Origin of the sequence: Pelagibacterium flavum (genome assembly GCF_025854335.1) — a bacterium.
Lineage (GTDB): Bacteria > Pseudomonadota > Alphaproteobacteria > Rhizobiales > Devosiaceae > Pelagibacterium > Pelagibacterium flavum.
In genome coordinates, this window is record NZ_CP107716.1 from 3,566,340 (window position 1) to 3,589,212 (window position 22,873).

The following is a 22,873-nucleotide window of genomic DNA, read 5'->3' on the forward strand; positions in this document are numbered from 1 at the left end:
CGCTATGCCGCCTCGGCAATCTTTTTCAGGCTCGCCTCGATGGCATCGCGGGCCAGGGGGCTTTCGCCGATGACCACGAGGCGGGTTTCGCGCGCTTCGCCCTCTTGCCAATCTCTATCGAAGTAGGCGTTGACGCGGGGGCCGACCGCCTGGATGGCCAGGCGGGCGCGGGCGCCGGGGATGGCAGCAAAGCCTTTGAGGCGCAAAACGTCATGGGTGGCGATGGTATCGGCGATGGCGGTGAGGAGCTGGTCGCGGCCGGGGCCGGAAGGGATGGTGAGCGAAAACGAATCGAAATCGTCATGCTCATGGCCCTCGCCATCGTGCTCAAGCTCGTGATGGCTTTCGCGGCCCTCAAGATTGTCCTCGGTGGACATGCCAAGACCGAGCAGGGCAAGCGTATCGACGTGGCCGTTGGCGGCGCGCACGATCTGTGTGCCAGGGCGCATGTGCTTTTTGAGTTCGGCTTCGACGGCTTCGAGGGCGGCGGGTTCGACAAGGTCGGTCTTGTTGAGAACGATCATGTCGGCGGCGACCATCTGGTCTTCGAAAAGCTCGCCCAGCGGGGTTTCGTGATCGAGCATTTCATCGAGCCGGCGCTGGGCGTCGACGGCCTCTTCGTTGGCGGCGAAGCGGCCTTCGGCGAGCGCGGCGGCGTCGGCAACGGTCACCACGCCATCGATGGTGACCTCGGCCTTGATCTCGGGCCAGTTAAAGGCGCGGATCAGGGGCTGGGGCAGTGCCAGCCCCGAGGTTTCGATGACAATGTGATCGGGGCGGTCAGGGCGGGCAAGGATCTGGTTCATGGTGGGGATGAAATCGTCAGCCACGGTGCAGCAGATGCAGCCATTGGCCAGTTCGATCATATCCTCCTCGCGGCAGGTTTCGTCCCCGCACCCGGCGAGCACGTCCTTGTCGACCCCGATATCGCCGAACTCGTTGATGATGAGCGCGATGCGCTTGCCCTTGGCGTGGGCGAGCAGATGGCGGACAAGGGTTGTCTTGCCGGCGCCGAGGAAGCCCGTGATGACGGTTGTCGGGATTTTCGAGGTCATGCGACCCTCCATGGAATAGCTGAAACAATCTAGGCTGAAAGGGGGCGCCGCGCAGAGCGGCTGCGCGGTGGGCGCAGCGGACCTGTCGCCTTAACATGTCCTATGCGCGATCGGCTCCCCTAACGGGCAAAGGGCGGATCGGACAGGACGGATCGCGGGCCGGCCGCGGGAAAACTTCTGGTCGTCACAGCAACACCCTCCGTGTGCAAATGCGAAATGCCGCCCCCATCATGGGGCCGGTTCTCTGTGCTGGCAGGTCTCCTGGCTGGCCACTTTCGAGCAATTCGGCGATTGTCCAATCGCCTCATGGCTCCCGATTCTCATCGGGCGCGCTTCCGAACCGCAAAAGTGATATCCACTTTTGCTGGAAGCGCTTCATCGGCTTCCGGATGCCTTCCCGACCCTCAGGATCAGTGGATTTTCCGGAATCCATCGCGGCTTACAGTTGCGGGGGCAGCCACGGCATTGGCCCCTTTTGGGTCGTCCGCACCGTGTTCCCTTTTGCTTCCCGTTTCGACTCTTGCAACGAAAGGGGAACCAACACGGTTCTAGATGTGCCACGCGCAATGACCCCGCGTCAATTGCATCGGAGAGCGTGCTCGCTTATCACCAGAGAGAACCAGACAATCGGAGAGGCAGGATAAAGATGAAAACGCGGCGATTGGGCAAAACCGACTTTCTGGTTTCCGAAATCGGATTGGGTACCTGGCAGCTGGGCGGCGATTTCGGCCCGATCGAGGATAATGACGCCTCGACGATCCTGGCCAATGCGGCGCGGCTGGGGGTCAATTTCTGGGATACCGCTGACGTTTACGGCAACGGGCTTTCCGAGCACCGGATCGGCACGTTCTATGGCAAGCCCGACGGGCTGGTGGTGGCCACCAAGGTGGGCCGTGCGGCGGCGCTCTATCCCGACAAATACACCAAGGGCGGGGTACGCGAGAGCCTTGAAGAATCGGCACGGCGGCTGTGCGTGGACAGTATCGACCTGGCGCAGCTGCACTGCGTGCCGCGCGACGTGCTCGAAGCGGGCGAAATCTTTGGCTGGATGGATGAGATCAAGGCCGAAGGTCTGATCAAGAACTGGGGCGCAAGCGTGGAAACGATCGCCGAGGCGGAGATCTGTCTTGAGCACGAGGGGCTGGCGACGCTGCAGATCATCTTCAACATCTTCCGCCAGGACGCGGCCGAAAGCCTGCTCGACAAAGCGATGGAGCGCGATGTGGGGGTGATCGTGCGCCTGCCGCTGGCTTCGGGGCTGCTGTCGGGCAAATATACGCGCGACACCGAATTTTCCCCCACCGACCACCGGAGCTACAATCGCGACGGGCAGGCATTTTCAGTGGGCGAGACGTTTGGCGGCATCCCGTTCGAGGTCGGGGTGGAACTGGCCGACGAGTTGCGCGGCTATGTGCCCGAGGGCCAAAGAATGAGCCTTTTCGCGCTGCGCTGGATTTTGGACCACAAGGCGGTCTCCACGATCATTGCCGGGGTTTCGCGGCCCGACCAGATCGGGGTTAACGCAGAGGCCGGGGACCTACCCGAATTGCCGCGATCGGTCCATGAAAGCCTCGCCACCTTCTATGCAGAAAAGGTGCGACCCAATATTCGCGGCGAGATCTGAGCCGGCTGGGTCAGGCCCTTGCCAGCAATGCCGTCAGTTCATCGGGCATGAGCAACGGGACGTCGTGGCCGCAGGGCAATTCGTGTACCGTCCAGGCCGGATCGTTGCGCAGCGGAGCGGCGACAGAGCCGAAACCATCCCAGCCGGTGGCGAGGATGAAGGCCTTGCGGGCGATCTTGAGATAGGCGCCGGTAACTTTGAGGCGTTCGGTGAAAGTGCCCGTCGGCTGTGGCGTGGAGAGAGCAGCGACACGGTCGCATTCGGCCTTCGTGGCGTATTCGCCGTCGCCGATTTCCGGGGCCGGCACCACCGGACCAGTGAGTTTCTCACCCATGATGTCTTCGAAGGACTGGCCATCTTCAGGAATGAAGGCATCGAGATAGACGATCGAAGCGATGCGCTCGAGCGCACGCTCGGCAACACCTGTGGCGACGAACCCGCCATAGGAATGGGCGACCAACACCACATCGCTGAGGTCATGCCAGACCATCTCGTTGACGATGTCGTTGATGTGCGTGCTCAGGGTAATGGGCAGTTGCGCAAGGTGCGAGCGCTCCCCCAGCCCGCTCAGCGTCGGCACATGCACGTCATGGCCCGCCGCGCGGAGCCGCTTTGCCACGAGATCCCAACCCCAGGCGCCAGCCCAGGCACCATGCACCACAACAAAGGTCGTCATCGCTTCCTCCTTTTTATGATTGCAAAATACAATCACTTGCTTTTTACAACCATTAGACATAGAGTCAACCCTATGGACTCATCGCCTTTTCGCTCCGGCTGCCCGATCAATCTCGGCCTTGAAGTGTTCGGGGACAAATGGACCCTATTGATCATCCGCGACATGATGTTTGCGGGCAAAAGGCATTTCCGCGAGTTCCTGGCCTCGGACGAAGGTATTTCCACCAACATTCTGGCGGACCGGCTGGCCATGCTGACGCGCATCGGCATCATCACCCGGGCCGACGACCCCAGCCATCGCCTCAAGGCCATCTATTCGCTGACCGAAAAAGGCATCCAACTTCTGCCGGTGATCGCGCAGATCAGCCGCTGGAGCCGCCGCTATATGCCGGTCGACCCCGTGCTGGCCGCAACAGGGGAGGCGCGGGACCGGGCCGGGCCGGGCGCGGTGGAGGCGCATATGGACGCCTTGCGGGCGGTTCATCTGGCTGGAGCCCCATAGAACACCCTGCCGCTTGGCAGGCAGGTATGAGCTTACGGTCTAAACGACAATATGTAGAGAGGATACATGGCACTCAAACGGATGGACAATGTCGGAATCGTCGTCGAAGACCTCGGCCGGGCGATCGAATTCTTTGGCGAGCTGGGGCTCGAGCTCGAAGGGCGGGCAACCATCGAAGGAGAATGGGCCGGACGGGTCACCGGACTGGGCGACCAGTGCGTGGAGATTGCAATGATGCGTACGCCGGACGGTCATAGCCGGCTTGAGCTTTCCCGCTTCGTCACCCCCGCCGTTGTGGCGGATCACCGCAATGCGCCGGTCAACGCCTTAGGCTACCTCCGCGTCATGTTCACCGTGGACGATATCGACGAAACGCTCGAAAAGCTCGGCAATCGCGGCGCGCAGCTGGTGGGCGAAGTCGTTCAGTATGAAGACGCGTATAGGCTTTGCTACATCCGTGGGCCGGAGGGGCTGCTGATCGGGCTCGCCCAGGAACTTCGCTGAAGAAATCCGGTCGGTGCCGGCAGGCTCGTGCGAGCGCGGCACCGGATCAGCCCATGGCCGCATCAGGATGTACATTTTCGAAGGTTCGACGTGCGCGGATAAGGATTGGGCTTGATTTTGGCGCGGGAAGCGCGCTTTCGATTTCGGTCCGCCAATCGTGGCGATGTCCGAGACCTGATTCATGACCGCCCTTGCTGCCGTCCCTTCTCTTTTCTCCCTTGCTGCCCCGATCCTGCTCCTGATCGCCTCGAACGTCTTCATGGCGTTCGCCTGGTACGGACATCTGAAATTTCCCGGAGCGGCGCTGTGGGTGGTGGTGCTGGTGAGTTGGGGGATCGCGTTTTTCGAATACTGGCTGGCGGTGCCCGCCAACCGGATCGGGTATGGCACCTATTCGGCGGCCGAGCTCAAGACCATTCAGGAAGTGATTTCGCTCTCGGTCTTCGCGCTGTTTGCGATTTTCTATCTCGGCGAAAAATTCACACTCAACCACATGCTCGGGTTCGGCTTTATCGCGCTGGGGGCGTTTTTCATCTTCAAGGGGCCGATCCGCTAGAGCCCTGTCTGATGGCAGGAGGGACCGCCCCGAAAGGCGGTCCTTTTAGTGTCAATGGACGGCGCCGGAGCCGCCGGCGACGACGATGCCCATGGGGAGGCCATCGACGGCGATGGTGCCGGAAGGCTCGAAGGCGACCGCGTCGATGCGATGGATCTGCGAAGCGTTGGGGTCGGTGACGAGGATTTCGTCGCCCGCCACCGCGATGCGGGGGCGCGGGTCGGACCAATGACCGTCCATGGAATAGGGGCCGGTGAGTTCGAGAGTGGCGCTTATTTCACCCGAGAGCGTGTTAAGACGGTGCAAATTGCCGTCTTCGGTGAAGATATAGGCGAACTGCGGCCGGACGGAATCGACGGCGAAATGCACGCGGCGCGTGGGCAGATCGACGAGGCGGAAGCTTTCCTGATGGGGATCGATCAGAACGAGACGGTCGGCGCCGTAATTGCCGAGGAAATACTGGATGCCGACGCCACCGAGCAGGGTCGAACTTTTGCCCTCGGGCAGCGCTTCATCGTAGGGGAGATGGGTTATCTGGGGGTCATCGGCGCTGTCAGTGACCAGAAGAAGGCCCGTATCGCAGGCGATGGCAAGCAGATTGCCGGAACTTGCCTCACCATGAAGGCCGGGACAGGCGTGGGTATCGCCAACCTGCCGGTCGTCGGCGTCGAGCACATTGATACCGACGGGCAAGTTGGAGGGGTCTTCGGGGTGCGGTTCGGTGATGAGCGTATAATCGCCATAAGCAGCGGCAACACCGTGATGGGGGGCGCCGGACGGTACGATGCGCGGCTCGGTTGCGCCGAAATCAGACTCATCGATGATTTTTGCCACGCCCTCATTATCGAAGAACAGGGCGATCTGGCCGTGATGGTCGACGAAGTGGACCGGATATTCGCCTTCGATTGCTGTGTCGAGCAGCGCGGGATCGGTGATCTCGATATCGCCATGGTCGCCGTGATCGTCGATTGCGATGCCGGTGTCGATGGCCTGGACGATATTGGCATTGCCCTGAACGGCAAAGACGCGCTGGGCGCTGGAGGTGACATAGAGGCTGGCTGGACCGTTAAGCGCGAAGGTGTCGACGACTTCGCCGGCTTCGAGGTCGATAACGCTGACGGTTCCCTGGGCCTGATCGGCGACGAAGGCGCGCCAGACGGAAATCTCGTCGGCATATGCTGCTGTGCCGGGGAGAGACATGCCGGCCAGCAGGATGGCGTGGGATATCGGAGCACTTGGCTTCACGGGATTTCTCCTATTAATGATATAACGTAACATTTGCATCCAGATATGCACCGGCGGGACTGGGCAGTAAGGAACCGAAATGAGGGTTCGGGCCTGATAGCGGTGCAGCCCCTTAAGGTGGCGAAAAGGCCATGGATGTGGGCGGTGATTTCGGGGTGGGGCGGGTGCCCTAAGGCACCCCGCCCCTTTGCCCGGCAACCGGGTCCGGCAGGCAAACCGGCTCAGTCGGCGAGGCAATCGAGAAGATTGTCGGCCATGGTGTTCATCAGCGTGAAATAGAGTTCGGGACCGTCGGCGATGTCGGCCCCCAGGGGATCGAGAGTGCCGATGCGAGCGCCGGTGCCCTCGGCGATGGTTTCGATGACCTGCGGGGAGAACTGGGGTTCGGCGAAAAGACAGGCGGCGCCTTGCTGCTCGACTACGGCGCGGAGTTCGGTCATGCGCCCTGCCCCCGGAGCGATCTCGGGATTGACCGTGAACGAGCCCGATGCCTCGATGTCAAAGCTTTCCTCGAAGGCGTGATAGGCGTCGTGGAAGACAAAGAAGGGCTTGCCGCGGGCCGGTTCGAGGCGGGCATCGATTTCGGCCTGCAGCGCATCGAGACGGGCGGCCAGGGCCTGGCCGTTGGCATTGTAGGCTTCGGCATTTTCCGGGTCGGCGGCAATCAGCGCGTCGGCGATGGCGGCGACCATCAAGCGGGCGTTTTGCGGATCGAGCCAGAGGTGGGCGTCGCCATGTTCATGGTCATGCTCGTCTTCATGAGCATGATCGTCCTCGTCGACGTGTTCATCCTCGGCGTGCTCTTCATGTTCGTGTTCTTCGTGCTCGTCATCGTGGCTGTGAACTTCGAACAAACCGCCTTCGCGAAGTTCGCGAATGTTCATGCCCTCGATATTCATCATCTCGACCTTGGTGGCACCGGCCGAAAGTGTATCGAGGGGACCATCGAGGAAGGTTTCGAGATTTTCGCCAATCCAGAAGACCAGATCGGCGCTTTCAAGCTTGCCGGCGTCGGAGGGGCGCAGGGAAAAGCCATGCGGGCTTGCTGCGCCTTCGATGAGCAGTTCAGGTGTACCCACGCCTTCCATGACGCCAGCGACCAGCGAATGCAGCGGCTTTATGGTGGCGACCACATTGGGCGCGGCGAGCGCGGGGGTGGCTGCAAAAAGCGCGATGGCGGCGGGGGCGAGAAGGGCGAAGGCTTTATTGGGCATTGTCGGAAGGGCTCCAGACGATTATGTTATGACATTACACAGTGATGTAATGCTATAACATTGCGACTTGAGTCAATGCGCATCTGTCAGGATCGGGCATGAAAAATTTTACCGCTCCCGAGCGGGACGACATCGTTCGGATCGAAGGCGTCGGGGTGAAACGCGACGGACGCTGGCTGGTGCGCGGGGTGGACATGGCCATTGCGCGCGGGGAAATCGTGACGCTGATCGGGCCGAACGGGTCGGGCAAATCGACGACGGTCAAGACCGCTCTGGGCATCATCAAACCCGATGAGGGGCGTGTGTGGCGGGCCAAAAACCTTGCCATCGGCTATGTGCCGCAAAAGATCGCCATGGACCGCTCGCTGCCCATGACCGTCGAGCGGTTGATGGGGCTGACCGGACGCCGGACAAAGGCCGAGATTGCGGCGGCACTGGAAATGGTGGGGATTTCCCACCTCGCTCGCGCGCAGGTGCATTCGCTTTCGGGCGGGGAATTCCAGCGGGCACTGATTGCCCGCGCGGTGATCGGGCGGCCTGACCTTCTGGTGCTCGACGAGCCCGTGCAGGGGGTCGATTTTTCCGGCGAGGTGGCGCTTTATGATCTGATCGGGCGGATACGCGATGAGACCGGATGCGGGGTGGTGCTGATTTCCCACGATCTGCATGTGGTGATGGCGCGCACCGATACGGTGATCTGCCTCAACGGGCATGTGTGCTGCCAGGGCACGCCCGACAGCGTGGCGGCGAGCGGGGAATATGCGGCGCTGTTCGGACCGCGGGCGGCCGAAACGCTGGCGATTTATCGCCATGAGCACGACCATGCGCATCTGCCCGATGGAACGGTGCGAGATGCCAAGGGGCAACTCCATTTCGACCATCACGCGCATGGGCCCCATTGCGAGCATGACCATGAAGGAGACCACAGGCATGCTTGAGAGCTTTTTCACGCGGGCGCTGATCGCCGGGCTAGGGCTGGCGGCGGTGACGGGGCCGCTGGGCAGCTTTATCGTCTGGCGGCGCATGGCCTATTTCGGGGATACGATGGCCCATTCGGCCATTCTGGGGGTGGCGCTGGCGCTGTTCTTTTCATTTTCGCCCGTGGTGGGGGTGTTCGCCATTGCGGTTATGGTGGCGCTGATCCTGGCGTTCTTGCAGCGCCGGGGCACGCTTTCGGCGGATTCGCTGCTGGGACTGCTCAGCCATTCGGCGCTGGCGCTGGGGCTGGTGCTCGTGTCGCTCATGCCCAATGTGCGGATCGATCTGATGGGATTGCTGTTTGGCGACATTCTTGCGGTGTCGGTGAGCGATATTGCGATGATCTATGGCGGGGGAACCCTCGTTCTGGGGGTGCTGGCGTGGCTGTGGCGGCCGATGCTGGCGGGCACTGTTTCCGAGGATATCGCGCAGGCCGAGGGGCTGAACCCCGAGCGCACACGGTTGATATTCATGGTGCTGCTCGCGGCACTGATCGCCATATCGATGAAAATCCTCGGCGTGCTGCTGATTACCGCGATGTTGATCATTCCCGCCACCGCCGCGCGAAGGCTGGCCAATACACCCGAGCAGATGGCGATTTATGCGGCGCTGGGCGGGATCGCCGCCGTTCTTGCAGGCTTGTGGGCTTCGCTGCATTTCGATACGCCATCGGGACCCTCGATCGTGGTTGCGGCGCTTTGCGTATTTGCTATTACCTCCATCGTCCCGCTGGGCAACAAGGGAGCCGCCTGAGAAATGAGTGCGCATTCCGATCTCACCCGCAACCAGTCGCTGGTGCTCGACCGGCTGGAAAAGGCCGACGCGCCCATGAGCGCCTACGCGATCCTCGACCAGTTGCGCGATGACGGGTTACGGGCACCGCTGCAGGTCTATCGGGCGCTCGAAAAGCTGCTCGATATGGGACTGGCGCACCGGCTGGAATCGATGAACGCGTTTGTCGCCTGCGCGCATCCGCATTGCCATGATTCAGGGCTGATCGCCTTTGCGATCTGCGAGAAGTGCGGGCAGGTTTCCGAGTTCTCTGACGATGTGGTTCGGGAGCGACTGACGGGCTGGGCGGACCGGGAGGGGTTTGTTGTCAAGCGCACGACGATGGAGATACGCGGGGAGTGTCGGGTATGTGCGGCCGCGTGAGGCGGTCGTTTGGGCCAACCACGACACGGCGTCATCCCGGACTTGATCCGGGATTCAGTATGCGGCAACGCCTGAGCGCATCTTGAACGCTACCGGGCCCCGGCTCAAGGCCGGGTGACGGAGTGTGTTGGGATAGTGTGAGTGTGAAAAGCTATTCCAGGAAATAGGTGATCGTCGTCACCACCCTCACCTTCTTGTCCATCTGCTTTTCGGAGCGCTGGTCGGGGATTTCGACGGCGGCGAGGATCTCGAAGACGCCCTGATTGGCGGTCTGGATGGTGCCGACTTCGGCGCCCGCTTCCTCGGCGAATTGCTGGGCGGCTTCGCGGGCACGTTGGGTGGCTTCGGCGAGCATGTCGGTTTTGAGATCATTGAGCGCGGTGAAAATGTAGCTCGGGCCGGCATTGTAGCTGTCGGAGGAGAACACCACGCCGGCGCGCAAAAGGTCGCCGATGTCGCGCGAGGCGGCGGCGATAGCCTCGACATCGTTCGAGGTGACCATGAATTCCTCGGTCAGAACGAAGCGCGCCATGTCGGGGGTGTTGGATGCGTTGTAGCCGGCGAGACGGTCCTCGACGAGGATATTCTGGACCTGCATCGAATCTTGAGGGAACCCGGCGCCGGTGAGGAAGTCGCGCACTGCGGCATCGGAGGTTTCGAGCTGGGCGCGGGCATCTTCAAGGGTCGGGCCGGTGGCGACGAACTTGATGGGCCAATAGGCCAGATCGGCGGTGACGTTGCGCTCGGAGAGGCCTTTGACCGTGACCGTGCGGATGGGCTGGCGGGATTCGATGAGCGCCTGACCGCCCAGCCAGCCGGCCAGAGCCAGACCGATTGCGACGAGCAACGCGGCGAGAATGCGCGAGATGGATTGCATGATTGGTCCCCAAATTGTCTTGGCCGGTCGCGGCATCGAGATGGAAAAGTCTGCACCTTTTCCTGATGTCACTCCAGCACGCCCCCCGGCGCAAGGCCGATGGGGCGCTTCAATTGTGACCGGTTTTGGGCAGGCCGTTAGGCCACCTTGGAAATATCGGGGACCGCATCGAGCAGCATGCGGGTGTAGTCGGCCCTGGGGGCGCTGAAGATCTGTTCGACGGGGCCGCTTTCGACCAGATTGCCGTGATGCAGGACGCCCACAGCATCGGCCATCTGGCGCACCACTGCGAGGTTGTGACTGATGAGCAGATAGGTGAGCCCGAACTCTTCCTGCAGCCGGCTCATCAACTCGAGAACCTGAGCCTGGACGGAAACGTCGAGAGCGGAGGTGGGTTCGTCGCAGATGATGAATTCGGGTTGGCTCGAAAGCGCGCGGGCAATCGCGATGCGCTGGCGCTGGCCACCGGAAAACTCGTGGGGATATTTGCGCATGGAGACCGGATCGAGCCGCACGCGTTCGAGCAGGTCGGCAACGCGATCTGCGATTTCACCGGGCTTTCTGGCGATGCCGAGCGCCCGCATGGGCTCGGCGATAATTTCGCCCACTCGCCAGCGCGGGTTGAGGCTGGCATAGGGATCCTGAAAGATCATCTGGATTTTCGAGCGGCGCTTTTTTTCGGCGCCCTTGGACCAGATGTCGGTGTCTTCGAGCCTGACACTGCCGCCAGAGGGCGGCAAAAGGCCGACCATCATGCGCGCACAGGTCGATTTTCCCGACCCCGATTCCCCGACAAGACCATAAGTCTGGCCACGCTGGATGGTGAAGGACACGCCATTGACCGCGTTGACGATGTTGCGGTTGCGGCCGGTGATGCGGGCCAGAAAGGAGCCCGAGATATCGAACTGCTTGGAAAGATTTTCGACAACGACGAGCGGTTCGTCGGTCTTTTCCGAAGCAAAGCTGTGGCCCTTGGCGACCGCCGCCGCGTAGCGCGGGTTCTGGGCGGTGATCGAGGGAATGGCTTCGATCAGCTTGATCGTATAGTCCATTTTGGGACGATTGATGATGTCGCCCACCGAACCTGTCTCGACGATCTCGCCCTTGTTCATGACGATCATGCGGTCGGCGGCTTCGGCGATGACGCCCATATCGTGGGTGATGAGCATTACGGCAACGCCGCGCTCGGCGCACAGGCGCTTTAAGACCTTGATGATCTGAGCCTGAACCGAAACATCGAGGGCCGAGGTGGGCTCGTCAGCGATCACCAGTTCAGGTTCAGCCGCGAGGGCGAGCGAGATCACCACGCGCTGTCGCATGCCGCCAGAGAACTGATGGGGATAGGAATCGATGCGACTTTCGGGATCGGGGATGCCCGCATCGGCCAAAAGTGCGATGGCGCGGGTGCGGGCCTCGTCCTGGCTGAGCGGCAGATGGCGGCGGATGGTTTCGATCAACTGCTCGCCGACCGTAAAGAGCGGATTGAGCGAGGTCAGCGGGTCCTGCATGACCATGCCGATGCGGCGGCCGCGGATCTTGCGCAGGCTTTCCTCATCGAGCCCGTCGATGCGGTCGCCGCTCAGGGTAATCGAGGTCGAGGAAATTTCACCCGGCCAATCGACAAGGCCCATGATGGCGGTGCCGGTCATCGATTTGCCGGCGCCGGACTCGCCCACCACGCCGAGCACTTCGCCGGGCATGATGTCGAACGAGATGGATTTGACGGCGGTGAAGTCACCGCGCCGCAGATGGAAGACGACGGAAAGGTCTTTGACGGAAAGAACAGGTTGGCTCATCAGCGCAGCCTTGGATTGAGGGCGTCACGCAGCCAGTCACCCAGAAGGTTGACCGACAGGGCGAGGAGCACGAGCGTGATGGCGGGGAAAAACAGGATCCACCATTCGCCCGAGAACAGGAACTGCTGGCCGATACGGATCAGCGTGCCCAGCGAGGGTTGGGTGGGCGGAACGCCGACGCCGAGGAACGAGAGCGTCGCTTCGGCGATGATGGCGAGGGCCAGCCCGATGGTGCCGATGACCAGAACAGGACCGAGCACATTGGGCAGGATGTGGCGGATCAGGATGAAAACCGGTTTGACCCCTATGATGCGGGCGGCCGAAACGTAATCCTTTTGCCGCTCGACCATCGTGGTGCCGCGCACGGTCCGGGCGAACTGGGCCCAGTCCGAAAGCCCGATGGAAAAGATCAGGACAAAGATCGCCATGGATTCGCGCTGGTTGGGTGGAATGATGCCGCGCGCGATACCGAAGATCAAAAGCGCGATGAGGATCGAGGGAAAGGAAAGCTGGATATCAGCGATGCGCATGATGATGGTGTCGGTCAGCCCGCCCCGATAGCCCGCGATCAGGCCCAGAGTGACGCCGAGCAGCATGGCGAACAGGATGGCCGACAGACCGACCATGAGCGAGACGCGCGAGCCGTAGAGAATGGCGGAAAAGACGTCGCGGCCCTGATGGTCCGAACCGAGCAGGAAGAAGCTGCCCGAAAAGCTTTCGCTCACGGGCGGGGTAAACCCGTTCATGAGATTGAGGGTGCGCGGGTTGAAGGGATCATAGGGGGCGATAAAGGGCGCAAAGATGGCCGCAAGGATCAGCACCGTGGCAACGATCGAGGAGACGATGGCCACCGGCGACGTACGGTAGGAATAAAAGATATCGGAATCGATGATGCGGGCAAGCCGGCCTTTGGGGGCTGTGGGGGTTATATCGTTCATTGCTCAGTGCCCCTTTGCCGCGCCGACCCGCAGGCGCGGATCCACGACGTAATAGAGTATGTCGACGATGAGATTGACGATCACGAAGACGAAGCCGACAAAGATCAGGTAGGCGGCCATGACCGGCACATCGACGACGGCGACCGAGGATAAAAACAACGAGCCGATGCCGGGCCACTGGAACACGGTTTCGGTGATCAGCGCTCCGGTGATGATCGAGCCCAGTTGCAGGCCGGCGATGGTGATGACGGGGACCATCGTGTTCTTGAGCGCGTGCGAGAAGTTGATGGCACGCTTGGAAAGGCCCCGGGCGCGAGCGAACTTGATATAGTCCTGGCGCAGCACTTCGAGCATTTCGGCGCGCACCAGGCGCATGATCAGCGTCATCTGGAACAACGACAGTGTGATGGCGGGCAGAATGATCGAGCGCAGGCCGGTTTCAGTGAGAAAGCCGGTGCGCCACCAGCCGAAATCGATGACCTCGCCGCGCCCGAAACTGGGCAGCCACTGCAGTTCGACGGCGAAGATGTAGATCAGCCCGATGCCGATCAGAAAGGTCGGCAGCGAAACACCGATCAGCGAAAACGCCATGATGGCGGCAGCGGCGGGGTTCTTGCGGTTCAGCGCGGTAAAGACGCCAGCTAGAATGCCGAACACCAGAGCGATGGCGGCTGAAGTGAGCGCCAGCTCGATGGTCGCGGGCAGGCGCGACATGATGAGTTCTGCGACCGGCGTCTGAAGACGATATGAAATGCCGAAATTGCCCTGCAGGGCATTGACGATAAAGCGAAAGAACTGCTCGTAGAAGGGATCGTTGAGGCCTAGGCTTTCGCGCAGGAATTCCTGATCGGCCATCGAGGCTTCCTGGGAAACCATGGAGGCGACCGGATCGCCGACATAGCGGAACATGACGAACGAAATCAGAGCGACAGCAAGCATCACCAGTATGGATTGCCCGAGGCGCTTGAAGATGAAGGCCAGCATGGATGTGGTCTCCGTGAACGCTTTTGCGCTTCAGTCCGGGACGGCCCGAACCCATGTGCATTGCGTTTGAACTTTATCGGAAAATTCGCCGGCGACAATCGCGGGCTTTGCAAGGCTTCGCAAACAAACGCCGCGCCACAGAAATTGTGGCGCGGCGCGCTGTCTGAACGACCGGCTTATTCGAAGACCACGCCCGTCATGGAGGGCTGGTTTTCCGGATGCACGGCAAGGGTCATGTCGTCGCGCATTGCATAGGCCAGGACCTGATTGTGGACCGGGATGAAGACACGATCTTCCTGAACCTGAGCCCAGATGTCGGCGATGACGGCGTTGCGGGCTTCGAGATCGGTCATGGTGCCCAGCGATTCAATCATTTCGTCGACTTCTGGGTTGGAATAAAGGCCGATATTGTACGTGCCGTAGTCCTCGCCCTTGGTGTGAACCAGGTCGTTGAAGTTATAGGCGGAATCGAAGGTGGGAACGCCCCAGCCCAGGAGATAGAAGTCCGTCTCGCTGTTGAGGATCAACGGCGAATGCTGGGCAATCGGGCGCGACGCCAGCGTCACGTCAATGCCGATCTGGCCGAGCATGCCCACAAAGGCCTGCGAAATGGCTTCGTCGTTGACGTAACGGTCGTTGGGAGTATCGAGAGTGACCGAGAAGCCATCGGGATAGCCGGCTTCGGCCATCAGCTCGTTGGCACGCTCGACATCAACCTCCGGGCAGGCATCAAGCTCTTCGGTCCAGCCGTTCACGAACGGAGGCATGTTGACGCAAGTGGGCAGCGACTGACCGCGCATCACCACCTGACGAATGGCCTCGCGGTCGATGACCAGCGACATGGCTTCGCGCACCAAGGGGTTGGCGAAGGGGTTTTCGTCGGTGATGTTGGAGCTGATGAGCGGCTCGTCATCCATTGCGTAACCGAAATAGATGGTGCGGTTTTCAGGGCCGGTCTCGACCTTGATACCATCGGTGCCGGCAAGACGCTCGATATCCTGTACGGGAACGTCCTGAACCAGATCGACCTCGCCCGAGAGCAGGGCGGCGACGCGGGTCGCGTTGTCGGAGATCGGGGTGTAGATGATTTCAGTGACCGCCGGAGCGTCGCCCCACCAGTTTTCATTGACGGTCAGAACCGAGCGGACGTCGGGATCACGTTCGGCGAGGACGTAGGGGCCCGTGCCGTTGGTGTTGCGGACCGCGAAGTTTTCCTCGCCAGCGGCAAAATCCTGGACTTCCTGAAGGTCGTTTGCTTCCGACCAGCCCTTGTCCATGATGAAGGTGTTGGTGATGTTGTTGGGATAGAGCGGGGAAGGCCCGGCCATCTGGAATTCGACCGTGTAGTCGTCAACCGCGGACACGCTTTCGACGTCGGCATGGAGCTGACGCATGTTGGAATTTTCGGACTTGGCCCGCTCGATGGAGAAAACCACGTCTTCGGCGGTGAACTCTTCGCCGCCGTGGAAGGTCACGCCCTCACGCAACTCGAAGACCCAAACGGTCTCGTCGCCTTCCTTGACGTACCAGTCGGTCGCAAGGCGCGCCTGAAGATTGCCTTCAACATCGCGATCGAGAAGCGTCTCGTAGATGTGGTGATTGAAGGTGTGAGTCACGCCCTGGTTCTGCGAGTGCGGATCAAGCGTGAGTGCATCGGACTGACGGGCCCAGCGCAGCGTTTCAGCGCTGGCCGCGCCAACAAGCATGGTGGTGGCAAAAAGAGCCGCCGCGATGCCGGTGAGCGTGTTTCGCATATCGAGTTTATCCCCTTGACAAAAATTACCCGCCATCGGCGCCCTTTGCCAGGCGCCGATGGCGGAAGCCATCATCCAGAAAACGCCCCCGCCTGTTGGGCCGGAACGAGATACTGACTTGGGGGTCGAATATGTCGAAACGGCACGGTCAGACGATTAAGCTCTTTCTGTTGATCGATGTGCAGGGATTGTCTTTTTTTGCATGACGATCCCTCCCTGCGACTTGGGGCCAGCACCGCGTGGGCGTTTGAGACCCAGGCGGTGCACGCCGAAGCCGCAACAAAGCGTCTTTTGTTTGATCGCGCAATGGGTATGTGGGCGACGTTTACGTCAGATATACTGTCCTTTTTTGACTATCCGGTCAAAAAACTGCCGAATTCCGGGCAACTCCGGCGTACTTGCCGGTACTACCTGCTGAAAATATTGGCAAAAAAATTTTTGTGCGCGATTGCTGGACAGCCTTCTCACCCATGGAAGTGGCGCCGAATACGCCTGAATCACGGCAACTGGGTGAGTGCCGCCCAAGAGTGGAAATCCGAACGAAATACCCGGTGGGCCGCAGCGCTGTGTCAGCCTGCGGGAGGCTCCCACAATTCGATTGGGTTGCCTTCGGGGTCGTGGATGCGGGCGAAACGGCCGGTTTCGGGGGTGTCCCACTCGGCGCGGGTTTCGACCGCGATGCCGGCCTCTTTCAGATCAGCCATCAGGGCCGAAAGGTCATCGACGCGGAAATTGATCATCCACTGCTTGTCGGACGGGAAATAATCGGTTTCGCGCTTGAAGGGAGCAAAGACGGTCATTCCGGCCTCCTGCTCCCAGAAGCCGGGAACGCCGAGATGGGTTTCATACCATTTCGCCAGCGCCTCGGTATCACCAGAGCGAAAGAATACGCCGCCTATGCCTGTTGCCTGCGCCATGTCCAGCCTCCCCGCCATCGGTCGATATTGGGATACGTCCTGGGGAGAAAGGTCAAGAGGTTGCACCCGAGGGCAAGGCCAATTATGACATAATCGCCTTTTATGAGGAGCGCCTGCCTCTCGTGTCGATGATATCGCAAAAAGCCCGCTATGCCCTGCGCGCCCTTGTGGCGCTGACGCGCGCCGGCGAGGGCGAAAGCCTGATGATCTCGGAAATCGCCACCGGGCAGGACATTCCGAAAAAATTCCTCGAACAGATCCTGCTCGAACTCAAGCGTAACGGCGTTGTGATGTCGAAACGCGGCAAGTCGGGCGGCTATCTGCTCTTAAAGGCGCCGGCGGAGATCAGCTTCGGGGAAGTGCTGCGCATCATCGACGGCCCGATCGCCCCCCTGCCGTGCCTGTCCAAAATCGCCTATCGGCGGTGCATCGACTGCCGCAGCGAGGACGATTGCGAAATCCGGCACGTGTTTTCCAAGGTGACAGACGCGACGCGCGCAGTGCTCGACCGCACGACGCTGGCGGACGCCATCGGGGAAGTCGATCTTCTGGAAAAAGCCAGCTAGCCGATAACCCGTTCGCCTTCGACCCAGACGCCTTCGACATCGAGCCCATCGGACAGGTGCACCATCGACGCTGTGGCGCCCGAGCCCAAATGTCCAAATGTTTCGGCGAGGCCGATCGCCTGGGCGGGGTAAAGCGAGGCCATGCGCAGGACCTCGTCGAGATCGACGCCGATGGTCTTGTGCATATAGGAAATGGCATCGATCATGGTGAGGTCGGCACCAGCCAGCGTGCCATCGGCCAGCCGCAGAGCGCCGTCGGCGCGGATGATCTCGCGGCCGTTGAGCGTGAAGCCGGTCATGTCGGTCCCCATGGGGGACATGGCGTCGGTGACGAGAAAGATCTTACCCGGACCGGTCTTGGCGCGCAGGGCAATCGCGATGGTTGCCGGGTCGACATGGATGCCATCGGCGATCAGGCCGGCCCAGACGCCATTGGCGAGCGCCGCTCCGACAAGGCCGGGCTCGCGATTGCCGAGTTGGCTCATGGCGTTGAACAGATGGGTGACCATGGATGCCCCCGCCTCAAAGGCCAGCACCGCGCCGGCGATGCCGGTATCTGAATGGCCCACGGAAACGGTGCCCCCAGCCTGGACCAGCCGTGCGATCTGATCGGGACCGACGGACTCTACGGCGATGGTGGTCAGCAGCGCCGGCATGGCGTGGCGGGCCGCGGCAAGTGCCTGCAGGTCTGCTTCGTCCATGGGGCGGATGAAGGCGGGATTGTGGGCGCCCTTGCGAGCGACCGACAAATGCGGGCCTTCGATGTGCAGGCCGACAAATCCCGGAACTTTTTGTGCATGCGCGGCGATGCCCGCATCGAGCGCGGAGCGGGTGACCTGGCGTGTGTCGGTGACGAGGGTAGGCAGGAGCGCGGTGGTCCCGAACTGGAAGTTCGCAGCACAAAGCCGGCGCAGGCCCTCGACGCTGCGATCTTCGTTAAACAGCACGCCGCCCGCGCCATTGACCTGAAGATCGACAAAGCCGGGCACCAGCATGCCATGGCCAAGATCGATTTCGGTGGTGCCGGCAGGAACGTCCGAAGGGTGGACGAGGGCTTTGACGCGGCCGTCTTGGACCAGCACGACCCGTCCCTCGTGCCAGGTGCGGCCGTCAAAGATCCTGGGAGCCGAGAGCGAAAACATGGTCATAGGGTCGATGTTACCTTGCGCAGATGCGGGGGTTCGTCGGGGTTGAACCCGCGATGGCGGGCCAGCGCTTCGATAAAGCCGTAAAACGAGATGACCAGGGCGATGGGATCGGTCAGTGGATGACCGGTGCGCGCGACAGGCAGCGCGATGCCCGAACCGGGCCGAGGATCAGTGACAAAGACCGAGCCGCCCTGCCCGGCCAGCCGGGCGCAGGTTTCCAGAATCGAGGAACGGGCCTTGTCGTCGGCACTGAGGGCGAGAACCGGAAAACCCTTCTGGACGATGGCGGCGGGGCCGTGCAGCACTTCGGCTGTGGAATAGGCCTCGGCATGCAGGCCCGAGGTTTCCTTGAACTTGAGCGCCGCCTCATGGGCGATTGCCGCGCCGGGACCGCGGCCGAGCACATAGAGCGAACTGGCGTTTGCCGTCGCTTCGACCAGAGGCGACCAGTCGCAGGCAAGGGCATTCTCCAGCGCTTGGGGGAGAGAATCGAGCGCATCGAGAAGGGTCTTGTCACCTGTCCAGCCGGCAACGAGAGCCAGCCCGGCCACCGCCGAGGTGACGAAGGTCTTTGTGGCGGCGACCGATTGTTCCTCGCCGGCGCAGATGTCGATGACATGATGGGCGGCTTCGGCGAGCGGCGAGGCCGGGGTGTTGGTGATGGCGATGGCTGTCGCGCCCGAGCGGGAGGCGCTTTGCAGCATGGAGACGATATCGGGGCTTTTGCCCGACTGGGAGATGCCGATGGCGGCGGCGCGGTCGAGCTTGAGATCGACGCCGTAGATCGAGGCGATGGAGGGGCCAACGGAGGCGACGGGAACACCGGTGGACAGCTCGCAGGCATATTTGAAAAAATTCGCCGCGTGATCGGACGAGCCACGGGCGATGGTGATGATGAGGCGCGGATCGGCATCGGCAAGGGCCTTTGCCGCGGCGTCGAGCGCCGGACGCCCCTCGCCGAGCAGACGGGCCACGGCGGCAGGGATTTCGGCGATTTCGCGCTTCATGTGTGTCTGGGTCATGCCGGGTGTTCCTAACTTCTTGCTTTGTCGCGCTCAGGCTTGCAGGCGCAATTCGGCGACGAAATCATAGGCGTCGCCGCGATAGATGGAGCGGGTGAATTCAACGATCCGCCCGGAGGGCAGATATGAGGTGCGCTCGATACGCAGGCTGGCAGCGCCGGGGGCGACATCGAGCAGTTCGGCGTCATGCCTGCCCAGGTTGACCGCGGCTATGCGCTGGATGGCGCGCACCGGACGATTGCCCGTCTCGTCGAGCTTGGCGTAAAGCGAATTTTCGATGGCATCGGGGTCGGGAAGCACCGAGGCGGCGAGCGAGGCGCGCTCGATGGCCAGGGGATTGCCGTTGGCAATCCGAAGCCGGGCGATGCGGGCGACTTTTTCGCCGGCGCCAAGGCCCAAAATGACGGTTTCCTCGTTGGAGGGGTCGTAAAGGCCGCGATCAAGCCATTGCGAACTCAGTGTCATGCCGCGGCGCGCCATATCCTCTGTGAACGAGGTGAGGCTGGAGAGCGATTGTTCGACCCGCTGGACTGTGGGGGCAACGAAGGTGCCCGACCCGTGGCGCTGGATCAGAATGCCGTCGGCCACCAGATGCTGGACCGCCTTGCGCACGGTGACCCTGGAGATTTCAGCGGTGGCGGCGATGTCACGCTCCGAGGGCAGCGCATCGCCGGGGTTGATGAGGCCGGTCCTGACCGCCTCCTCGATCGACCGCCGCAAGCGCATGTATAGCGGCCCGCCACCCCCGCCGGCGGTCTGCCTGAAAATGTCCTCGATGGTGGCACTCATCGGACCGCTCCTCGTCCGGCCCAACGCCGGGCACCCCTCTTCGCGGCTATAATACCAATAATAGACCATTGGCCAAGCTGGAAGACCGGAAATTTCGTAAAAAGTCAGAAACTCCCAAATTTCTGGACAATTCCGGAGGCACATATCCGTTGCTCACGACAATTTCGTAACACCCCCACTGGACAAGTGGTATTTTTTTGGCATTATCGAGGGAACAGGAGGATTGTGCATGCCACGAAGGGGCGACATGCTGATCGGAACGATTGCGCACAGGCGGAAGCCGTGAGCGCGCCCGTTGCCACCGAACATTCCGATCCGCGTTTTACCGGCCTCGACGGCTGGGACGACGCCGCCATTCTTTCCGCCCTGCTCGACGGCCAGAAGCGCGGCCTCGACGCTGTGACCGCCGCCATTCCAGACATTGCCAAAGCCGCAGCCATGGGCGTTCAAGCGCTGCAGGCGGGCGGGCGACTGATCTATGTCGGCGCCGGCAGTCCGGGGCTGATCGCGCTTGGCGATGCGCTGGAAATTCCCCAGACTTACGGCATTGCCCGCGATCGCATCGAAATCGTGATGGCTGGCGGACTGGCGATGACCCAGGAACTTCTTGGCGGGCCGGAAGACGATGCCGGGCTGGGGGAGGCCGATCTTGGCGCGCTCGGTATCGGGCCCAACGATTGCGCCATCTGCATTTCGGCGAGCGGGACGACGCGATATACCGTTGCCGCCTTGCGAGCGGCCAGGAGCGCGGGTGCGAGGACGGTCGGTATTGCCGGAAATGGCGGCGCGCCGCTGCTACTTGAAGCCGACGTGGCAATCCTTCTGGCCACGGGCGCGGAAGTGATTTCCGGCTCGACGCGGATGGCGGCGGGCACCGCACAAAAGGCGGCGCTCAACATGCTTTCCACCCTGATCGGGGTCCGGATGGGGCATGTGCATGATAATTTCATGGTCAATGTCACAGCCGATAACGACAAGCTGGTCCTCAGAGCGACCGGCATAGTGGCGCACATCGCCGGGGTTGGACCTGAGATTGCGGCGCGGGCCATGGAAACGGCAAATAACGAGGTAAAGCCCGCGATCCTTCTGGCCGCGGGTGCAAAAGATCTGTCCGAGGCGCGGGAGTTACTCGCGCAATCGGGCGGTGTCGTACGCAAGGCGCTGGGCCTTTTGGGCCGCACATGAGCCTTGTCCGACGAGGGAACGCCCGTCCGGAGCTTTTCCGGACGGGGTCAACAAAGAAGAGGAACCATCATGATCTCGAAATCGAGACTGCTTTGCACAAGTGCAGGTTTCGTTGTGGCCCTGACGGCAACACCGTTGCTGGCCCAGGACGTGACGCTGACCATCGAAAGCTGGCGCAATGACGATCTGACCATCTGGCAGCAGACCCTGATCCCGGCCTTCGAGGCCGGCCATCCGGGCATCAAGGTCAATTTCGCGCCCACCGCGCCGACCGAATACAACGCGGCGCTCAACGCCAAGCTCGATGCGGGCTCGGCTGGCGATCTGATCACCTGCCGTCCGTTCGATGCATCGCTGGCCCTGTTCGAGGCGGGCTATCTCGCTCCGCTCGACGATCTCGAAGGCATCTCCAATTTCTCGGACGTCGCCAAATCGGCATGGAACACGGACGATGGCTCGACCCCGTTCTGTGTGCCGATGGCTTCGGTGATCCACGGCTTTATCTATAATGCCGACGCCTTTGCCGAACTGGGACTGGAAGAACCCACCACGGTCGAGGAATTCTACGCCGTGCTCGACGCCATCAAGGCGGACGGTAGCTATATCCCCATGGCCATGGGCACTGTGGACCAGTGGGAAGCTGCGACGATGGGCTACCAGAATATCGGCCCGACCTATTGGAAGGGTGAAGAGGGTCGGCTGGCGCTGATCGCAGGCGAACAGAAACTGACCGACGAGGGCTGGGTCGAACCCTATCGCGAGCTTGCCCGCTGGGCTGACTATCTCGGCGAGGGGTTCGAGGCCCAGACCTATCCCGACAGCCAGAACCTGTTCACGCTGGGCCGCGCCGCCATATTCCCGGCCGGCTCATGGGAAATCGCGCTGTTTGAAGAACAGGCCGATTTTGCCCTGGGCGCCTTTCCGCCTCCGGTCGTTGCCGAAGGGGGTACATGCTATATTTCCGATCACAACGACATCGGCATCGGCATGAACGCGGCAACCGAGCACCCTGAAGAGGCCCGCACGTTCCTCAACTGGGTAGCCTCGAGCGAATTTGCCTCGCTTTATGCCAATGCACTTCCGGGCTTTTTCGGACTTTCGAGCGAGCCGGTGGAAATCGACAATGCGTTGGCCAACGAGTTCGTCTCCTGGCGCAATGATTGTGAATCGACGATCCGCTCGACCTACGCGATCCTGTCACGCGGCACGCCGAACCTTGAAAACGAAACCTGGAACGCTTCGGCCAATGTGATCAACGGCACCGAGACCCCCGAGGACGCTGCCGCGCGTCTGCAGGAAGGTCTCGACAGCTGGTACACGCCGGGCATGTAAGCACCGGGCGCCCCCTCCCGGCCTGCCTTTCCCCCTGGGAGAGGACGGGGCAAGGGG

General features: G+C 61.6%; 22 protein-coding genes, 1 pseudogene and 1 riboswitch. Of the genes and pseudogenes, 10 read left to right on the forward strand and 13 right to left on the reverse strand.

Annotated elements, in window-relative coordinates:
* Nucleotides 1-2 precede the first annotated feature (2 nt).
* On the reverse strand, nucleotides 3-1,055 hold the full coding sequence (cobW, locus tag OF122_RS17875; RefSeq protein WP_408636266.1) for a cobalamin biosynthesis protein CobW: 1,053 nt from the start codon (nucleotides 1,053-1,055) through the stop codon (nucleotides 3-5).
* A gap of 234 nt (nucleotides 1,056-1,289) precedes the next feature.
* Nucleotides 1,290-1,612, reverse strand: a riboswitch (cobalamin riboswitch).
* Nucleotides 1,613-1,701: 89 nt separating this feature from the next.
* Here cobW and OF122_RS17880 point away from each other — a divergent pair.
* Nucleotides 1,702-2,679: an aldo/keto reductase gene (locus OF122_RS17880; protein ID WP_264225533.1), complete on the forward strand. Its 978-nt coding sequence runs from the start codon at nucleotides 1,702-1,704 to the stop codon at nucleotides 2,677-2,679.
* Between the two features lie 10 nt (nucleotides 2,680-2,689).
* On the opposite strand, the gene OF122_RS17885 is transcribed toward OF122_RS17880, so the two are convergent.
* Complete coding sequence (locus OF122_RS17885; RefSeq protein WP_264225534.1) at nucleotides 2,690-3,355, reverse strand: alpha/beta fold hydrolase; 666 nt, start codon at nucleotides 3,353-3,355, stop codon at nucleotides 2,690-2,692.
* 72 nt (nucleotides 3,356-3,427) lie between these two features.
* Between OF122_RS17885 and OF122_RS17890 the strand changes: the two are divergent.
* From OF122_RS17890 to OF122_RS17900, 3 genes and pseudogenes are all read left to right on the forward strand, one after another.
* Nucleotides 3,428-3,841, forward strand: a pseudogene (locus OF122_RS17890) (winged helix-turn-helix transcriptional regulator); the annotation flags it as partial.
* Nucleotides 3,842-3,922: 81 nt separating this feature from the next.
* Nucleotides 3,923-4,360, forward strand: coding sequence for a VOC family protein (locus OF122_RS17895; protein ID WP_264225536.1), 438 nt, complete (start codon nucleotides 3,923-3,925; stop codon nucleotides 4,358-4,360).
* A gap of 181 nt (nucleotides 4,361-4,541) precedes the next feature.
* Nucleotides 4,542-4,916 carry a DMT family protein gene (locus tag OF122_RS17900; protein WP_264225537.1) on the forward strand — a complete coding sequence of 125 codons (375 nt, stop codon included), beginning with the start codon at nucleotides 4,542-4,544 and terminating at the stop codon, nucleotides 4,914-4,916.
* A 51-nt stretch (nucleotides 4,917-4,967) separates the two neighbouring features.
* Here OF122_RS17900 and aztD read toward each other — a convergent pair whose 3' ends face one another.
* Nucleotides 4,968-6,161 (reverse strand): zinc metallochaperone AztD, encoded by a 1,194-nt coding sequence (gene aztD, locus OF122_RS17905; protein WP_264225538.1) that lies wholly within the window; start codon nucleotides 6,159-6,161, stop codon nucleotides 4,968-4,970.
* Nucleotides 6,162-6,382: 221 nt separating this feature from the next.
* On the reverse strand, nucleotides 6,383-7,375 hold the full coding sequence (znuA, locus tag OF122_RS17910) for a zinc ABC transporter substrate-binding protein ZnuA (protein WP_264225539.1): 993 nt from the start codon (nucleotides 7,373-7,375) through the stop codon (nucleotides 6,383-6,385).
* A gap of 98 nt (nucleotides 7,376-7,473) precedes the next feature.
* Here znuA and OF122_RS17915 point away from each other — a divergent pair, with 98 nt between their 5' ends.
* The 3 genes from OF122_RS17915 to OF122_RS17925 are packed head-to-tail and all read left to right on the forward strand — an operon-like array spanning nucleotide 7,474 to nucleotide 9,508.
* Complete coding sequence (locus OF122_RS17915; protein WP_264225540.1) at nucleotides 7,474-8,313, forward strand: ATP-binding cassette domain-containing protein; 840 nt, start codon at nucleotides 7,474-7,476, stop codon at nucleotides 8,311-8,313.
* The gene (locus tag OF122_RS17920) at nucleotides 8,282-9,106 is read left to right on the forward strand and encodes an iron chelate uptake ABC transporter family permease subunit (RefSeq protein ID WP_264227700.1); all 825 of its coding nucleotides are present in this window, start codon (nucleotides 8,282-8,284) and stop codon (nucleotides 9,104-9,106) included. Before OF122_RS17915 ends, OF122_RS17920 begins: the two co-directional genes overlap by 32 nt.
* Nucleotides 9,107-9,109: 3 nt before the next feature.
* Entirely contained in the window at nucleotides 9,110-9,508 is a 399-nt protein-coding gene (locus tag OF122_RS17925; protein ID WP_264225541.1) for a Fur family transcriptional regulator, read from the forward strand.
* 151 nt (nucleotides 9,509-9,659) lie between these two features.
* Here the strand turns inward: OF122_RS17925 and OF122_RS17930 are convergent, their stop codons facing one another.
* From OF122_RS17930 to OF122_RS17955, 6 genes are all read right to left on the reverse strand, one after another.
* Nucleotides 9,660-10,385 carry an SIMPL domain-containing protein gene (locus tag OF122_RS17930; protein WP_264225542.1) on the reverse strand — a complete coding sequence of 242 codons (726 nt, stop codon included), beginning with the start codon at nucleotides 10,383-10,385 and terminating at the stop codon, nucleotides 9,660-9,662.
* Between the two features lie 137 nt (nucleotides 10,386-10,522).
* On the reverse strand, nucleotides 10,523-12,181 hold the full coding sequence (locus tag OF122_RS17935; protein WP_264225543.1) for an ABC transporter ATP-binding protein: 1,659 nt from the start codon (nucleotides 12,179-12,181) through the stop codon (nucleotides 10,523-10,525).
* Nucleotides 12,181-13,119, reverse strand: a complete 939-nt coding sequence (locus OF122_RS17940) for an ABC transporter permease (RefSeq protein WP_264225544.1) — start codon at nucleotides 13,117-13,119, stop codon at nucleotides 12,181-12,183. Before OF122_RS17940 ends, OF122_RS17935 begins: the two co-directional genes overlap by 1 nt.
* Before the next feature lie 3 nt (nucleotides 13,120-13,122).
* Nucleotides 13,123-14,103 (reverse strand): ABC transporter permease, encoded by a 981-nt coding sequence (locus tag OF122_RS17945; RefSeq protein WP_264225545.1) that lies wholly within the window; start codon nucleotides 14,101-14,103, stop codon nucleotides 13,123-13,125.
* Between the two features lie 176 nt (nucleotides 14,104-14,279).
* Complete coding sequence (locus OF122_RS17950) at nucleotides 14,280-15,857, reverse strand: ABC transporter substrate-binding protein (protein ID WP_264225546.1); 1,578 nt, start codon at nucleotides 15,855-15,857, stop codon at nucleotides 14,280-14,282.
* A 569-nt stretch (nucleotides 15,858-16,426) separates the two neighbouring features.
* Nucleotides 16,427-16,774, reverse strand: coding sequence for a VOC family protein (locus OF122_RS17955; RefSeq protein ID WP_264225547.1), 348 nt, complete (start codon nucleotides 16,772-16,774; stop codon nucleotides 16,427-16,429).
* Nucleotides 16,775-16,902: 128 nt separating this feature from the next.
* Between OF122_RS17955 and OF122_RS17960 the strand changes: the two genes are divergently transcribed.
* Complete coding sequence (locus OF122_RS17960; protein WP_264227701.1) at nucleotides 16,903-17,340, forward strand: RrF2 family transcriptional regulator; 438 nt, start codon at nucleotides 16,903-16,905, stop codon at nucleotides 17,338-17,340.
* On the opposite strand, the gene nagA is transcribed toward OF122_RS17960, so the two are convergent.
* Genes nagA through OF122_RS17975 form a run of 3 tightly spaced genes read right to left on the reverse strand, consistent with a single transcriptional unit; the run spans nucleotide 17,337 to nucleotide 20,299 of the window.
* A complete protein-coding gene (nagA, locus tag OF122_RS17965; RefSeq protein ID WP_264225548.1) occupies nucleotides 17,337-18,488 on the reverse strand; it encodes an N-acetylglucosamine-6-phosphate deacetylase in 1,152 nt (383 codons plus the stop codon). The two genes, OF122_RS17960 and nagA, sit on opposite strands and share 4 nt — an antisense overlap.
* On the reverse strand, nucleotides 18,485-19,510 hold the full coding sequence (locus OF122_RS17970; protein WP_264225549.1) for an SIS domain-containing protein: 1,026 nt from the start codon (nucleotides 19,508-19,510) through the stop codon (nucleotides 18,485-18,487). The genes nagA and OF122_RS17970 overlap by 4 nt, the downstream gene beginning before the upstream one ends.
* A gap of 33 nt (nucleotides 19,511-19,543) precedes the next feature.
* Nucleotides 19,544-20,299 carry a GntR family transcriptional regulator gene (locus OF122_RS17975; protein WP_264225550.1) on the reverse strand — a complete coding sequence of 252 codons (756 nt, stop codon included), beginning with the start codon at nucleotides 20,297-20,299 and terminating at the stop codon, nucleotides 19,544-19,546.
* 282 nt (nucleotides 20,300-20,581) lie between these two features.
* Here OF122_RS17975 and OF122_RS17980 point away from each other — a divergent pair, with 282 nt between their 5' ends.
* On the forward strand, nucleotides 20,582-21,484 hold the full coding sequence (locus tag OF122_RS17980) for an N-acetylmuramic acid 6-phosphate etherase (protein WP_264225551.1): 903 nt from the start codon (nucleotides 20,582-20,584) through the stop codon (nucleotides 21,482-21,484).
* A 69-nt stretch (nucleotides 21,485-21,553) separates the two neighbouring features.
* On the forward strand, nucleotides 21,554-22,816 hold the full coding sequence (locus OF122_RS17985; RefSeq protein WP_264225552.1) for an ABC transporter substrate-binding protein: 1,263 nt from the start codon (nucleotides 21,554-21,556) through the stop codon (nucleotides 22,814-22,816).
* The last annotated feature ends 57 nt before the right edge of the window (nucleotides 22,817-22,873 follow it).